Origin of the sequence: Bradyrhizobium sp. 613_E4_N2_2 (assembly GCF_052075995.1) — a bacterium.
GTDB classification, from domain to species: Bacteria; Pseudomonadota; Alphaproteobacteria; order Rhizobiales; family Xanthobacteraceae; genus Bradyrhizobium; species Bradyrhizobium barranii.
The window spans coordinates 6,395,563-6,412,263 of record NZ_CP197234.1 but is presented as its reverse complement, the minus strand read 5'-3'; the positions used below and the strand labels follow the sequence as shown (position 1 = coordinate 6,412,263).

Below are 16,701 nucleotides of genomic sequence, written 5' to 3'. Positions count from 1 at the left end.
ATCAAAGTCTCACATACCGCCGATAGCGTCCGCCTCGCTCCGGGGCCCGGCTGCTGATCGTAGCAGGCTTGGGGTATCCAAACAGGGAGACTGAGGTTATGCGAAACTTGAAGACTTTACTCTTGGGATCGGTTGCGTTCGCTGCGATGGGCGTTGCTTCCGAGTCTGCTCAGGCGCAGTCGGTTGCGTTTGGCGCGGGCGCGACGTTCCCGCAGGTTGTCTATCGGCAGTTGATGGACTGCATCTACACCCAGGCGCAGGGCAGCCCCGGCAAGCCGGGTCCGATGGCCAAGGCTGCGAGCTGCGGTAGCTTCAACACCAGCGGCATCGGCGGCGCGATTCTCTATGCCGGTACCGGTTCGGGCAACGGCAAGACCGTGCTGCGCACCAACGACAAGACCCAGATCGGAACGCCTTCCTCTTCCGCTCCCGCCTACACCAGCAGCAACTTCGGCATCAACAACATCTCCGACTATGATGGCGTGCAGTTCATCGGCAGCGACGACGTCGTCAACGCCGCCGACATGACCGCCTGGAACACGGGCGGCGCCAGCAGCGCGCAGTCGAAGTTCGGCAATCTCATCCAGATTCCGGCGGTCATCGGCGCCGTTGCGTTTGGATTGAACGGCAAGGATGGTGCCGGCGCTACCCTGAACATTCTGCCGGCGACCCCGGCTGGCGGCAGCAGCGGCCTCAACCTGTCGCGTAACGCGTTCTGCGGCATCGCGTCGGGCCACATCACCAAGTGGAACAACGCGATCCTGACCACGCTCAACGGTGGCACGCTCGGCACCGGCAACATCACCTTCGTGCATCGTCAGGACGGCAGCGGCACCACCTTCCTGCTCTCCAACGCGCTGGTTGAGCAGTGCCGTTATGAGTTCGGACCGAACAGCGAAAGCGATGCGACCGTCGTGTCGTACGCTTTCCCCTGGACCGATCGTTCGCAGGCCTGCACCACTCCGCTGCTCGCGCGCGGTGCGAACCAGCTGAACTGGCCGGATCAGTTCCCGACCGACCAGTGCGGCAACGCCGTGACCAGCCCCGGCACGTTCGCCAACGCCTCGGGCAGCGGCGCCCTCGTCACCCTCGTCACCTCGACGAACGGTGCGATCGGCTACGCCTCCCAGGACTTCTGGCTGCCTGTCAAGGCCGGTGGCCTGAAGACCGCCAACCTCCAGTCGCAGTGGGACATCACCGGCGCGACCGGCAAGTTCCAGCCGCCGACCTTCCAGGGTGCCCAGAAGGCGATGGCGACCGCCATCCCGCAGTTCGACAGCGTCAGCCGCGCGAACCCGCTGACCTGGAGCTTGCAGGGTGTCAATCCGAATCCGGTGGTTTCCGGTTCGTATCCGATCTCCGGCTTCTCCTGGTTCGAAATCTACCAGTGCTATCAGACGCACGCGAACAGCAACAACGCGTTCATCTGGTTCAAGACCTTCCTCGACTACGTCTACGGCAGCGGCTCGAACGCCATCATGAACGACAACGGCTTCGCTCAGGTTCCGGCGGTGTGGCAGGGCGAAATCTACACGCTCCTCAACGACCCGACCAACGGTCTGAACGCCAGCGGCTGCACCGGCAAGGTCGGCGCTTACTGATCGCTATCAGGTCTCAGCCTGATCGACGATCGACAACACTTTGCACCCGGCTCGCGCCGGGTGCATTTTTTTGAAGCGCGCCCGGCTTTGATCCAACATCGTGCCGCCAGTAGATGTGATGGCGGCGGACGATAGGGCGCGCGCATTGATCTCCCCTCCCCATGCCCTGCGATTTCGCGGACCGGCTTGGCGCATCGGTTCCCTGCTCGCAAATGTCACATGATTGATATTCATGACGGTTATCGCTCGGGTCCGATCAGGGACGGTCAGCGCCATGTCGATGCGCCTATTTATTGCTTTGCTCGCTGGCGTCCTTGCCGGGGGAAGCGTCCAGGCGTTTGCCGTCAGCGCGCCCGGTTCGATGGATTCTCCCCCCGCCGAGTCACGCGACGATCTGTTTGCCAGGAAGCCGGCCGGCCCGGCTCCAGCTCCCGCCGTCGTGCCGGCGCCCGCGACTGTCGAACGGCCGCCGGCGCCTGCACCGGCACAACGCGCGCTCAGCGACAACCCGCTGTGGGCTATCCCGCTCGGGCGTTTGACGGCCAGCCGTGAGCGGCCGTTGTTTGCGCCGACGCGACGGCCGCCGGCGCCTGCACCGGTTGCCGTGTCGGCGCCCGTGCAGGTAGCTCCGCCGCCGCCGGCCGAACCCGAGAGGCCGCAGCTCTCTCTGCTGGGCACCATCGTCGGCAGCGAAAAGATCGGCTTGTTCATTGATTCCGCCAGCAAGTCCGTGGTCCGGCTGAAAGCAGGCGAAAACCACAAAGGATGGACCCTTCGGGCGGTCGAGCGGCGCCAGGTGGAGTTCGCAAGAGGACTCGATATTACCGTGCTGGACATCCCGTCGCCCGACATGAAGGCCGGTGCGGTTCCGGGCGGGCCAGTGCTTGCGGGGCCGCCGCCCGTGCCGGTCGCCATGCCGGTCCCGCCGCCGCGAAGTGGGCCGACCCCGGCTTCCGACGTCCATCCTGGCGCCAGCAAGAACCTGACGATCAACAAGAGCGCGCAGCCGGCAAATTTCAAGCTGCCGCCGGGTCTGCTTAGCCCGTTTGCCAACCAGGGCCAGCGCTAGGGCAGCCCAATCTCGTCATGCTTTAGGGCCATTCTGGCCGGGCCGCCGCAGCTCGCATCGACGCGATATCGCGTTGATAACAAAAAATAACATAATTAATCGCACGCTTTTCTGCTGAAATTGAAGCTATTTTGCCGCGCCTCGGCCGGCGGAACGTGATGTCGCAGATGCACATAGTGCTTCAATGCTACAAATCTGACATATGAATGTTAGTAAACGAAAAGTAAATGCGAGGCGCGAATGCGCGTGCATCAGCGGCGTGCTCGACTGGAACTTGTAATCAGAAAGTGCCGCAGCGTGCCCCATCGCGATATCCTTGTTTCTCCCCCCGGGATGCGGCGTGCGTTTGAACGGACGCTGCTCTGCGGCGTCAGCCTGCTGGCGCTGTCGGTCGCGGGCGGCTTCGGCCATGCGCGCAGCCTCACGCCCGGCGCCAGCACGGTGGTGCCGACGGCGGCCGCGCAGCAGGCGGCGATTTTGGCCGCGCAGCAGGCTGCCGGCGCAGCGACCCAGGCCCAGACCTCGCTTGCCCGCGCGGCAGCAGCGCTTGCCGCCGCGCGCAAGCTCCAGTCGGATGCTGCCGCCGCCGCCCAGGCCGCGGCGTCGTCCGTCCCGAATGGATTGACCCCGGGCGGATTGATGCCGTTCGGCGGCACCGCGGGCGATCCATTGGCGGGCATCAAGGCCGATGCCTCCAAATGGCTCGGCGCGAATTTGCCGAAGCAGACGACGAGCGGCTCGAAGGTCTCGGTCGATATCCAGCAGACCCAGAAGAAGAGCATTCTTTACTGGGACATGTTCAACGTCGGTACCAACACCACGGTCAATTTCAGGCAGTCCGCGTCCGACTGGATCGCGCTGAACCGGGTGCAGGATCCCAGCGCCTCGCCGAGCCGCATTCTTGGCCAGATCAATGCCATCGGCGGCGTCTACCTGATCAACCGCAACGGCATCATCTTCGGCGCCGGCTCGCAGGTCAACGTTCACACGCTGATCGCGTCCAGCCTCGATGTCGGCAAGCTCGGCAGCGATCTGGCGGCGCGCGACCAGTTTTTTCTCAACAACGGCATCGCCGATCTCAACTCGTTCTCGATCTACGACAAGGACGGCGGCGCGGCGACCAAGCTGATCGCCGGCGACATCAAGGTCGAGCGCGGCGCGTCCATCACCGGCAATATCCTCTCAGACCAGGTTTCGCTTGGCTCGCCCGGCTCGGTCTATCTGTTCGGCGCCAACGTCTACAATTCCGGATCCATCACGGCGCAGGGTGGCGAGGTCGCGATGGTCGCGGCGCGAACGATCGATGTCGTTCCGAACGGCTATTCGGCGCTTCCCGACAGTGTGCTGGGCAAGGATGACAAGGGAAACACCATCAAGTTCCGCGGCACCGAATTCAGGCTGTCGCAGTTTGCGTCGTCGTACTACGACGTAGCGGGAGATCCATTTAAACCCTTTGGCTATCCAACTGGTGCTGCGGGCACCTATCTGGCTGGCACTGGTGCGGTCAAACATGACGGTGTGATCGACGCCTCTCGCGGCATCGTGGTGATGAACGGCGATACGGTTGCGATCGGCAATCCCACAGATGCGAGCGGTCACGCTCTGGCCGACAGCGCCGGAAAACTGATCCAGGGCGTAATCTCGGTCGATACAAGTATCGACCGCAACAGCTTCGTGCTTCTCCGCGCGGCGACCAGCGTCACCATGAACGGCGTGATCTCGAGCCTTCCGGTCGACGACGGCGCGGCGGGACTGGCGAGCACGCAGAGCTTCGGGCCGGCCTATATCGAGATGTCGGCGCAAACCAACGTCACGGTCGGATCGAACGGGCTGATCTCGGCGCCATCGGCGCAGGTGTCGCTCAACGCGAAGCTCTTTCCGACGGGCGACGTACCAAACCTTTTCCAGCAGGGCAGGGTCGGCACGAGCGGAGGCAACGAAGGCGGCGTCCTTTCCAACTCGAACGCTGCGCAGAGCGTCCTGCTTTCGCCGGGTGCAACGGTCGACGTCGCCGGGCTCCAGAACGTCGAGCTGCCGGCGAGCTACAACATCATCTCGTTCCAGCCGCGCGCCGAGTTCGCCGACATGCCCTTGCAGCGCAACGGCGCGCTGTACGGCCAGACGATGTATATCGACATCCGCAACACCGGCACCCGCAGCGACGGCACCACATGGGTGGGAACGCCGCTCGCGGACGCCAGCGGCTATGTCGCCAAGGTCCCGCGCAGCATCTACCAGCTGATGACCGTCGGCGGCAGCGTGTCGCTGACGACGGACCTCTCCACCAGCAACGGTGCTGCCAGCGTCAAGACCGACGGCTCGATCATGAATGTCGCGGGCGGCAGCGTGAAGTTCCTGCCCGGCATGGTGAACACGACGCGTCTGATCGGCAGCGACGGCCGCATCTACAGCGTGACCAACGCCGACCCGAACATGACCTATCTCGGGATCGCGGGCCAGTTCATCGTCAAGCATGCGCGCTGGGGCGTCACGGAAACCTGGTCCACGCCAACCCAGATCTATTCGGCAGGCTTCACCGAGGGGCATGACGCCGGACGCGTAAGCGTCGTGACCGTCAATCCGGCGCTGCTCGGGACGATGTATTTCGGCTCGACAGCCGGCGAGCGGCAGATCAGCGGTGGGCAGTTGCCGTTGCAGGGCTCACTCGAGCTGACGACACCGTCGAGCGTGCAGATCGGCGCGACGGCATCAGCCAATTTCACGACGCAAAGCACCTATACGACGAATTTGTCGGCCGACATCCTGTCGGGTTACGGCCTCAGCTCGCTGAAGGTGACGGCGAACGATTTTGTGTTGTCGGGTGGCAGTGCGCTCAATCTCGCAGCCGGCGGCAGCCTGTCCGTCACGGCGGGTGGTGCGATTGACATTGCCGGATCGGTGTCGGCGGCTGGAGGCAACGTTAGCCTCGTTACCGACCGGGATTCTGTCAGCAGCAGTTTCACCACGTCGCTTTTCAAGGCGCCCAAGGACTCTTCGGGCAAGTCGATTGCCGCGAATGTCTTCGTCGAGGGCACAATCGACGTCAGCGGCCGGTTTGTTAATGACACCGGGCGCACGGCTGGTGTTGATGCGACCGGCCCGGCCTTTATCAACGGCGGCAGCATCTCAATCGCCACCGGCAAAAGCAGCGAAGGCGAAGGGACAGCCGGCATCCGAGACACGACAGGAAGCATATTGCTGGCTGCGGGCAGCGTTCTTGATGTATCGAGTGGTGGCTATGTCTCGTCACAAGGCAAAGCTAAAATCGTCGCCACCGGCGTGATGGCGGGCAAGGGTGGTAATATTTCACTCGCCATCTATCAAGGCGCGGCATGGGTAGGTCCAAGTACCCCCGGTCCGGAAAGGCCCAGCCCAGTTGCTGGAAATCCAATCGCCGTACTTCAGCTCGACGGCGCCTTGCGCGGCTACGGCTTCGAGAACAACGGCAGCCTGAGGCTCGCCGGTGCGGACACCATCCGGATCGGCGGTAAGCTTCAGGATGGTGAGACTTCGTCGATTCGTATCAACGGGAGCGCGACCACGCTGCCGGAGTCGCTGCTGACCGGCGGCGGCTTCGGCTCCTACATTATCGAGTCGGTGAAGGACGATTGGTCGGTGAAGGGCGATGGGTCCATCGTGGACGCCAACATCATCGTCTCGGCCAGTACTAGCCTGACTTTCCAGCAGAAAAATCTGTCGAGCCTTGCCGACTACACGGCAATGTCGACCGGCACCAAGCTCGGGCAGCAGGCCGCGCCGCAACTGGCGCTGCTACCGGACGACCAGCGCAAGGCCGTCGATCTCACGCTGAAGGCCGACAACATCAAGCTTGATACGGGCTCGAAGATCGTCACCGATCCCAAGGCGAAAATCACTATGGCTGCGGTCACCGGCGACCGTCGCGGGGCCACGTCAACTGATCCAAAGTTAATCGTTCCGAAACCGAGCACTCCGGATTGGAACGTGCCGGCGACGTCCGTCGAGCTGCGTGGCACGATCATCGACCATGGCGGCTCCGTCTTCATCAACTCGCTGGCGACGCATCTTTCGTCCGACGCGAAGATCGACCTGTCCGGGACATTCGTCGCCAATTCCCTGTTCGGAGCGGTCAACGGTCCAAGGACGAGCGGCAGCTACATCGCCGGCGGCACGTTTGCGGTGGAAGGTGGAGCGATTACTACGGTCAACACCTACACAGACCCGACAGATACCAACAAGAACAAGTTCTATTTCGCTTATGGCGCTCCTGGCTCCGCTGGCACTCCGCAGCAAAGCTACCTTGTCGCCGATGCGGGGGCGCTGGTTGACGTCTCCGGCGCGGCCGGCAATATCCAGGTGGCAGGCGCGCGCGGCGCGACCACGTCGCAATGGTCCTGGAGCGACGCCGGCACAGTGAGCGCAGACGTCAGCGGATTTTCCTGGGGCGGCAGCTTCGCCGCGGCCGGTGGCCGTTATGTCGCCGCCGATGGCACCGTGCATGCTGACTCGCGCGCCAATGGCGGGACCATCCTGCTCGGCGGCGGCAACATATCCCTGCAGCAGGGCGCCGCCGGCGTCATCAGCGCGCCGACGACGCTCACCGTTTCGGCCGATCAGCTCGCGCCGTTCGACAACGTCTATCTCTACGCAGCCGCAGCTGTGGGCGGTGCCGCGCGCATCTTCACCGACCTGCCCGGCACCACCCACGGCGACAGCGATCCGTCATGGAAAGCGCTCACGATTTCCAGTTCGCTGAACTGGACCGTGACCAACCGTCTGCACATTGCGGCAGGTGACATCAACGCGCCGGGATCCGGCTCGATCGATGCACGCATTGCGGCGCCCTATGTCGTGCTCACCGGCTTCTCCAGTAATAAGCCGGTGGCCGGCACCAGCACATTGACGGTGAATGCACAGACGATCGATCTGGAGAGTGGAAGACCGTCCAATTTCAAACCGGGCGACGCTCAGCCGGGCCTCGACTTCTCGGGCTTCAGCCAGATCAACCTGATTGCGAGCGGCGACCTCCGCCTCGGCACGCTCAAGGTTGTGAACGGTCTCAAGACCAATGGAAACGACACCAGCGCGACGGCGGAGCAGTCGAGTTTCACCGGCAAGCTGGTCTCGGCCGGCGATCTCCTGCTCTCCGCCCAGCGAATCTATCCGGTCTCCGCCGTTAACTTCACGATCGAGACGCCGGGGAACGTAAAGTTCGCCGCGCCCGCCAACAGCTACACCGGGATTCCGCTATCGGCCGGCGGCGGCATCACCGTGTATGCCGGGACCATCGAGCAAGCGGGCAATCTGTTCGCGCCGCTCGGCAAGATCGCGCTCGGCAATACCGACAGCGCAGTGTCCAAGATCATCACGCAGTCGGTGGTGCTGGAGCCCGGGAGCCTCACCTCGGTGTCGTTGGCCGACACGACCGTTCCCTACGGTGCGACGTCCGACGGCACCAACTGGTACTACAACGCCAACCTCAATCCGCTGGCGCAACCGCCTTCGAAGGGTTTGATCCTGGCCGGATCGAACGTAACGCGCGCCGATGGCTCGACGATCGACCTGCGCGGCGGCGGCGATATCCAGGCCATGGAATGGATTGCGGGCAAGGGCGGCTCGCGCGATAGCCTGACCACGACGCCTTCCGGCCAGACCGTCTACGCGCTGTTGCCGTCGCAGACCGATCCGATCGCTGCGTATGACATCCATTTTGCGACCGCGCGCAGTGCCGATGCGGGCAAGACCATCACCGCCGGCGACACCGTGCCGCTGGCCGGCACCCGGATCACGATCGACGGCGGCAACGGCATCCCGGCGGGGACCTATACGCTTTATCCAGCGCACTATGCGACGCTGCCGGGCGCTATGCGTGTCGTCGTCTATTCCAGCGACAACACCGGCAAGAACATTGCCACGGGAACCAAACTGCCTGATGGCACCGTTCTGGTGACCGGTCATTACACGCAGTCGACCGCGCCCGGAAAGCAGTCGTCCGGCCAGACGGTGTTCGCGGTGCAGACAAGCTCGGTCTGGCAGCAATACAGCGAGTACAGCTTCAACGGCGCCAACGCCTATTATGCCCAACTGGCGGCCAAGAACAATGTCACGGCGCCGCGGCTGCCGATGGATGCGGGCCGGCTGTCGATCTCCGCGCTGCGGTCGATCGTGCTGAACGGCATGGCGCTGACGCAGCCGGGGCAGGACAGCAGCGGCAATATTGGCCGCGGCAGTGAGCTCGACATCAGCGCTCCCAAGCTGGCCGTGCTCGGTCATGCCGGATACGTCAACAACGACATTCCGCCCGGCTATGTCGGCGTCGACCTCACCCAGCTCAACGGCTTCGAGAGCATTCTCATCGGCGGCAGCCGCAACGATAGCCCCGCGGCTACGCTGATCACGCCGACCGCCAGCAATGTCGTCGTGGATACCCGGGGCGAGACGTTCAGCGCGCCCGAGATACTGCTCGTGGCCCAGCAGGTCGGCCAATGGCAGGAAGTCAAGCAAACGGTGACGGTCGGTTCGCAGTCCGTGCTGCTGGATCTTCCGGTCTATGTGCCGGAGGCCGGTAGCGGCACGGTGACGATCAATTCCGGCAGCATCATCAAAACCACGGGCGTCGTTCACGCCGGGCCCGGGCGCAATTACATCGTGGTATCGGACGGGCAGGCGCCCGTCACGGCCCAGAGCCTCGCCGCAGCCTTGGACGGGACGCTCTCCGGAACGGAGATCGTGGGTGCCAATCTTGCAAAACTCCTTGACCCCAACAGCCTCGCTCGGCTGGCTCTCAGTTATTACGCCAACGGCGGCGCGCAACAGCCGGGGCGGGGCGCATTGTTCGTGGCGAGCAACGACCCGACGCTGCAAGTGAGGGGACCGAGCGCGACCGGAGTTTCGGCGCCGGCGCTCACGATCAAATTCAAGGATGTCGCGACCGCATCGGCCACGCTGCCGGCCGGGCCGGTGACCGGAAGCCTGACATTGGCGGGCGGTGACACCAGCAACAGCGGAAAGGTGGCGATCGCTGACGGCGTCAAGATCTCGACGAATACGCTGACACTGCAAGCCACCGCATCCAACAATGCGATCGCCCTCAATACGACGGACCTGCACGCCAATCTGGTCAACCTGATCGCGCCGAGCATCGGCGTCGGAGCCGCCACGGCGGTTGCCGGCAAGAGCCTGGTGCTGCCGGCCAACAGCACTCAGTTCGCCGACGTGCAGACATTGGCCCTGCGCGCGCTGTCTGGTCCGGTTACGGTCTATGGCGATTTCAATTCCGGCGCGCGCAGCCTGTCGCTGGATGCCACCGGCATCGCGCTCGGCAGCGAGGTGCTCAATCCCGGCACCAGCCTGAATCTGCGCGCGGGAACGGTGCTGGCGTTTTCCTCCTCCGCAACGGTCCAGTTCAGCGTCGGCGTCACCGTCACATCCGCCGCCGGCGTCGCCACGACCTACGCCGCCAACACCCAGATCGCGCTCGATCCCAACAGCAAGGTCAGTGTCGCATCCACCGGCACGATGACCGTGGCGGGTTCGGGTGGCGCCACCCTGACACGCGACGGTCTGATCTCGGCGAGCAACAACATCACGCTCAAGAACACCGGGGCCAGCCCGCCCGTCAGCGCTCCGGCGGCAAACGGCAACAGCCTCGAACTGGCCGCAAAGGAGATCGACCTGGGCAGCGGCCGGGTCAATGGGAATGTCGTCAACGGCAACTTCACCATTGCCGGTTTCTCCAAGGTCAAATGGTCGGCCGACGACAGCGTGGTCGTCAAAGGCCCCGGCACGATGACGCTCGGTGCGAACGGCGACAAGACCGACCTCACCGTCAGCACGCCGCGCATTCTTGTCGCCGGCGCAACCGCGGGGACCCCCCAAGGTTTTGCCCTGACGGCGTCGGGCGACATCTCCATCGTCGATCCGGTGACGCGCGGCTCGGCCGCAGCTGCGCCTGCCGACAGCGACGAGACCGGCGGCATTCTCACGGTCACGGCGTCCAACATTGCCGTCGGCAGCACCATTCAGGCGCAGGCCGGCACGATTACGCTCGGTGCGATCGCGGGGAACGTCACCCTCAATTCGGGTGCGTATCTCTCGGCGCGCGGCTACAAGAAGACGCTGGTCGACGTCGACACGTATCTGTCGGGCGGCAAGGTCGTGCTTTATGCCGACATCGGGGCGAACGCCACGGGCGATGGCCAGGTCATCACCGACGCCAGCAGCACCATCGACGTCGCGACGACGAGCGGTGGTCAAGGCTATGGCGGGACGATCGAGGTGGACGCGCTCCGCGGTAGCGCGACGCTCGCCGGCCGGCTGCTCGGCACCGGCGGGCCCGGTCTCGGCGGCCGGTTCAAGCTCGATACCAAGGGTGCGGCCGACCTGACCGCATTGGCGGACAATCTGCTCGCAGGCGGCCTCACCGGCGGGATCGACATCCACACCCGCACCGGCAATCTCGAATTGACTGCAGGGCACACGCTGAAGGCCAACGCCATCACGCTGACCGCCGACGACACCGCCTGGGACAGCGGCGATGCAAGCAATCAGTTCGGCCAGGTCAAGATTCGCGGTCGCATCGATGCCACCGGCTATGGCGGCAGCACGCTCGACGGCACCGGGCAGGCCGGCGGAAAGGTCGCGCTCTACGGCGCCAATTCGGTGTTCCTCGCAAGCAGCGGCGTGATCGACGCCTCGACCACGCACACCGACGAGCGCGGCGGCGACGTCACCATCGGCATCGGCTGGGACGCCAAATCAAAAATCTGGCTGCAACAGGGTACGCAGATCAACGTCTCCGGCGGCACCAAGGGCGGCCTGAGCGGCGGCACCGTGACGTTCCGCGCCCCACTGGATGGCAACAACGACGTCAAGATTGCCGCGATCAGCAATGTCGCCAACCCATCGGGCGCGCATGGCACAAACTTCTACGCCGACGGCGACAAGACCTTCGACGCGCTTGCCGTGATCGATGCCACGAACAACGTCAACGACCGCTCAAAGGTCAGCATCGTCGGCGCGCGCTCGGTCGCCGTGAACGGCTTCATCGCGTTCGACACCACCGCCGGCCGCTACGGCATCGACGGGTCGAGCCTCGGCTGGTTCGGGACGATCGACCCGGCCGGCTGGTACAAGGGAGTGGACCAGAACGGAAATCTGATCCCTGCCACGGACGGAACCTGGACCAACGTTACGGGATTTCAGCTTGATAAGACGATAAGCGGTGGAACGGGGCTTCCCAGCGTGCCGACGTCCGTCGCGGTCAAAAACAGCGCAGGAATCCAAATCGCGACCATCAATGTGTCCGGCGGGATAGATACTTTTCTGCCGAACACGACGACGCTGTCGCAATACTTCGGTCAGAGCGATATTCCCATCACATTCCCGCCGCCAGCTACGCCTGGAGGCAGGATTGCCCAGGGCCGCGTGTCGTTCAGTGCAAGCGGAGACGCTACGGTCACCATCACGGATGCTGGTACCGGTTACCTTACGCGAGTTACGAGCGTTCAAATCGGCAATGTCACGGACGTGCCGGCTGCGACCGGATTGTTCGGTCGTGTGCTGTCAACCGTCAAGATCGTTTCAGCATCCTTGTCGCTCGCGCCTGGCTCCACCGGCTACGATGGCACCTCGCTATCCGTTTCCCTCGGCGTCAGCGGTAACAACGGCCAAGCGACAGCGACATTCACAAAAGTATCGAACATGTCGGGCTCGACCACCTTGGTCAATGGCAGCCTGCAGTTCGTGCCAACCACAAACGACTACATTCCACTGACGTCGAGCGGCGTTTACGCGGCGTTCGATCCGGCCAACCAGGGCAAGCCGGGCGTTGCCTCCTTTACCGGCGGCGCCGGCACGGGCAATGCCTTCTTCGGCGACACGGTCTCCCAGATCACCAAGGGGACGTGGAGCTATAACGGGCAGAGCTACGGCTTCACCAACCTGTTCACGCGCCTTTCTCCATTGGTCAACAGCCTCGGCGCGGACGTCGTGCACGTGCAGCCGGGCGTCGACCTGGTGAACTCCAAGGGCGACATCACCGTCAGCAGCAACTGGAATCTGGCGGCGGGCGTGGTCGATCGCGGCAAACCATCGCCGACCATCTTCAATCCCGCTTCGGACTATATAGATTTCACCTACCGTCTCGCAACGCCCTGGGGCGGTCTGGACGCCGGCGTGCTTTCGCTGCGCGCTGCCGGAAACATCAACGTCAACGCCTCGATTTCGGACGGCTTCTTCCAGTTCGCGAACTATCTCGACCCGGTCTACGCGGGCAAGGTCAACGACTATTTCGCGTCAAATAGCGGTTTACGCGCGATCGATTTCAATTCGATCTATTTGAACGACCCTACCAGCAATACGCTTCTGATCGCGCCCTACAGGGCCGGGGACGTCGGCAACGGCATCAGCCCGACTTCGCAGGATCTTGCGAGTGCTGACCTGTTCCCGCACAAATTGCTGGTTTGCACGATCGATTGCAGCCAGGCGAACATCAAGGCGGTGACGGCGCCATCGTCCTGGTCCTACATGCTGACCGCGGGCGCCGATGTGTCGAGCGCCAATCCGACTGCCAGAGTCCCGCTTGCGAACGACAAGGGCGACGTGATCGTCGACAAGCACGCAAGCTACGACCAAAAGGTGGTGGGAAGTACCGCCCCTGTTTCTGTCAATATTCCGACCATGATCCGGACAGGCACCGGCAGCATTACTGTCGCGGCCGCTCGCGATGTGATCATGAAGGACACCGACGCGCCCGGCGTGATCTATGCAGCCGGCGTCAATACGGAAACTTACGCCAATCCGTACAGCCCGAGCCTCGCCGTCAACGATCCAAACGGCTTCTTCGAGCCCCGCCTCATGGCGTACGGCAACGCGGCTGCCACCGCCGCGCCTGAGCTCTACTACGGACCGCCAACCGCGGCGGCCTTCCCTGAAAAGGGCGGGGACGTCGTCATCGACGCGCAGCGCGATGTCGTAGGCGGCACCAAGGTAGTCGCAATAAAGGATGCGAACGGCAACACGGTCTACAAGAAAGTGCCTCAGTACTATCAGCCTTGGCTGCTATCCAGTTCCGGTGTGACGCCCAGCGCCGGTGCTTCGATCCTCGGAGCCGGTGTCTTCGCGCCGGTTGGAACGCAGATCGCCTCGCAAACCGCGTGGTGGATCCAGTATGGCAGCTTCCAACAAGGCTTCCTGAGCGCAGGCGGAAATGTGAGCGTTCTCGCCGGGCGCAATATGCTCGATGTGTCGGTGTCGGCTCCGACGACTGGGCGCGTCACCGGCGGCCTGTCGGCGAACAGCACGCCAGTGACCCATCTCTACGGCGGCGGGAACATGGTCGTGCGCGCCGGCCGCGACATCCGGGGCGGCTCGTTCTACGAGGGATCCGGCCACGCCAGCATCGTCGCGGGCGGCGACATCGGCCAGAACGATTATGTCTACAGGTACGCGAACAGCACGCTCAAGCTTCCGAACCTTCCGCTGCTCGCTGTCGATACCGGCCAGATCACGATGACGGCAAACGGCTCGATCGCGATGGCGGGTGTCGTCAACCCGGCTGCGCTGCACGCCCAGCAACCGAGCAAGGCGAATCCCCTGGAGCCGAAGCCCGACCCGACGCTACCACTGTATTTCGATGCCTACGGCTCCGCTAGCAAGGTTCGGTTGGTGGCGCAGTCGGGCGACGTGACGATCGCGATCGCGCCCACCGCGATCTCCATCAATCCCGCCAACAGCCTGAATGTTCAGGCAGCTCCGGCGACTTATCCTGCGAGCTTCGAGGCCATCGCGTTGCAGGGCAATCTGATAACGACCGGGATCAGCAACATCCTGAATCAGAATGCTTCGGGTGCTTCGGCTGCGGTTCCAGCGCCGGGCATCGTGCTCAGCCCATCCGAGCACGGCACTTTCAATTTGTTGGCGCAGGGCAGCATCGACCTCACGTTCGGTTACCCGCAGACATCGACGTCGCAATCGATCTCACGCCCGCTCATTTCCGCCGGGCCGTCTCTGATCGACGCTGCGTTCGATCCGTTCCGTCCCAATAGCGGCAATGACGAGTCGTCCAGCCGTGCGATCCTTGCGCATGAGAACGATGTAGCCGACGGTCTCGACACGACCGCCCGCATTTACGCCGCGACCGGCGATATCAAGGCAACGGGAAGCTACGGCAAGAGGACCACCAGTTCGACTGAAAATGTCTATCAGCGCATCGAGATCAATCGCCCGACCAGCATCTATGCGGGGCGCGACATCGTCGATCTCAACATCATCGTGCAGAACATCCATACCAGCGACGTCAGCACGATCGCAGCCGGCCGGAACATCACTTACACCGGCTTTAACAATGGCGGTGGCTTGCAGGTGGCCGGACCCGGCTTCCTCGTGGTTCAGGCCGGCGGCGATATTGGCCCGTTCCTCCCGGCCGCGTTTGACAATGCGACCCAGGCTCCGGTTCAGGAGGGCATCGTGTCGGTGGGCAATTCCAGCCCGACGCCGGTCGGAAACATCTATATTTCGGAAAAAACGGGAGGCGGTTCGGTCGGCATCTACAACCAGTCGCTGCTCGGCCCGGCGAATAATCCGCGGCGCAATGCGACGCTGACGGACGCTGCCGGCACCAAGCAGGGCGCCGACATCATCACGATGTTCGGCACCAAGTTCGGTGTCGATTACGCCGCCGTGGCGGCTTCCTATATCGATCCGGCGAATGCCAGCAGCGTCAAACATAACTATGTGTCCGAGCTGCGCTCCTTCTTGAGCCGGATCGGCAAGCCGGCAAGCGACAGTGACTCCGATGCCAGCGTGTTCGCGGCCTTCCAGGCCTTGCCCACCGACCTCCAGCACGTCTTTATCGACCAGGTATTCTTTGCCGAGCTCAAAGCGGTCGGCATCGGCCAGAAGGATGGCACGTCGTCGGACACCCAGCGCGGCTACCGCATGATCGAGACGATGTTCCCGGCGAGACTGGGCTACACGGCAAACGTGCTCGGCAGCGGGAGCAACGGCGCCAGCCAGCTGGTCAAGACTGGCGACATGAACCTGCTGCATGCCACGGTTCAGACCCAGCTCGGCGGCGATATCTCGATGTTCGGCCCGGGTGGCAATATCATCGTCGGCTCGCTTGCGGCCGAACCCAACTCGGCGCTGAAGCTGCGGGATATCGGCATCCTCACCCTTGGTGGCGGCGCGATCAACACCTTCACAGACCAAAGTGTGCTGGTGAATTCGAGCCGCGTGCTCACGACCCAGGGCGGCGACATCCTGATGTGGAGCTCCAACGGCAATCTCGATGCCGGCCGCGGCTCCAAGACGACCTTGTCGGCACCGGCGCTGCAGGTGTTGTATGATCAGGATGATTACCAGTCGATCGATCTTGGCGGCTTCGTGACCGGCGCGGGTATCGGCACGCTGCAGGCGTCGTCGCAAGCAGCTGCGTCCCAGCTTTATCTTCTCGCACCGCGCGGCACGATCGATTTCGGCACCGCCGGCGTGCGCGCCTCGGGCAGCGCAGTCTTCGTCGCCCCCGTCATCGCCAACGCCAGCAATTTCCAGGTGCAGGGGAGCACGACCGGAATTCCGACCGTATCCGTTCCCAATATCGGCGCGCTCACGGCAGGCTCGAATACGGCCGGCGCGGCCGCCAAGTCGGCGGAAACGCCAACCGCAACCGGGGCCCGCAGACAGGGTTCGATCTTCATCGTCGAGGTGATCGGCTATGGCGGCGGCGACGGTCAGGATGACCAGGCGACTGACAAGAAGGAGTCCGATACGACGCCATCGGGGAACGACAAGCAGTGATGGTCTGCGCGTTCAACTCGAGATTGATCGGCTTGCGGGATCGCGGTCGACAGCTCCGTGTCGCCGTCATCCATCACGATTGAGCGAGACGCCGGACAAGCTGAGCACACCCGCCACCGAATGAACGCTTTTCGTTCAGAAATCTGACTTCTTGTTTAGGATTGGTCACAGCAACGATAAGAAACAGACCTACAAGGTCGGCAACAGGCTTCTGGGAGACGGGCAGTGGGCTGCTGTCCGTCCCATTTTGGA

At 63.4% G+C, this 16,701-nt stretch carries 4 protein-coding genes; 3 read left to right on the top strand and 1 reads right to left on the bottom strand.

Annotated elements, in window-relative coordinates; translation table 11 throughout:
* Positions 1-98: 98 nt before the first annotated feature.
* On the top strand, positions 99-1,601 hold the full coding sequence (locus AB7290_RS30550) for a substrate-binding domain-containing protein (protein ID WP_071915583.1): 1,503 nt from the start codon (positions 99-101) through the stop codon (positions 1,599-1,601).
* Between the two features lie 6 nt (positions 1,602-1,607).
* On the opposite strand, the gene AB7290_RS30545 is transcribed toward AB7290_RS30550, so the two are convergent.
* Positions 1,608-1,877, bottom strand: a complete 270-nt coding sequence (locus AB7290_RS30545; protein ID WP_085402771.1) for a hypothetical protein — start codon at positions 1,875-1,877, stop codon at positions 1,608-1,610.
* Between the two features lie 85 nt (positions 1,878-1,962).
* Between AB7290_RS30545 and AB7290_RS30540 the strand changes: the two genes are divergently transcribed.
* Positions 1,963-2,670, top strand: a complete 708-nt coding sequence (locus AB7290_RS30540; protein WP_441254226.1) for a hypothetical protein — start codon at positions 1,963-1,965, stop codon at positions 2,668-2,670.
* Between the two features lie 333 nt (positions 2,671-3,003).
* Positions 3,004-16,449, top strand: coding sequence for a filamentous haemagglutinin family protein (locus tag AB7290_RS30535; protein ID WP_354075144.1), 13,446 nt, complete (start codon positions 3,004-3,006; stop codon positions 16,447-16,449).
* The last annotated feature ends 252 nt before the right edge of the window (positions 16,450-16,701 follow it).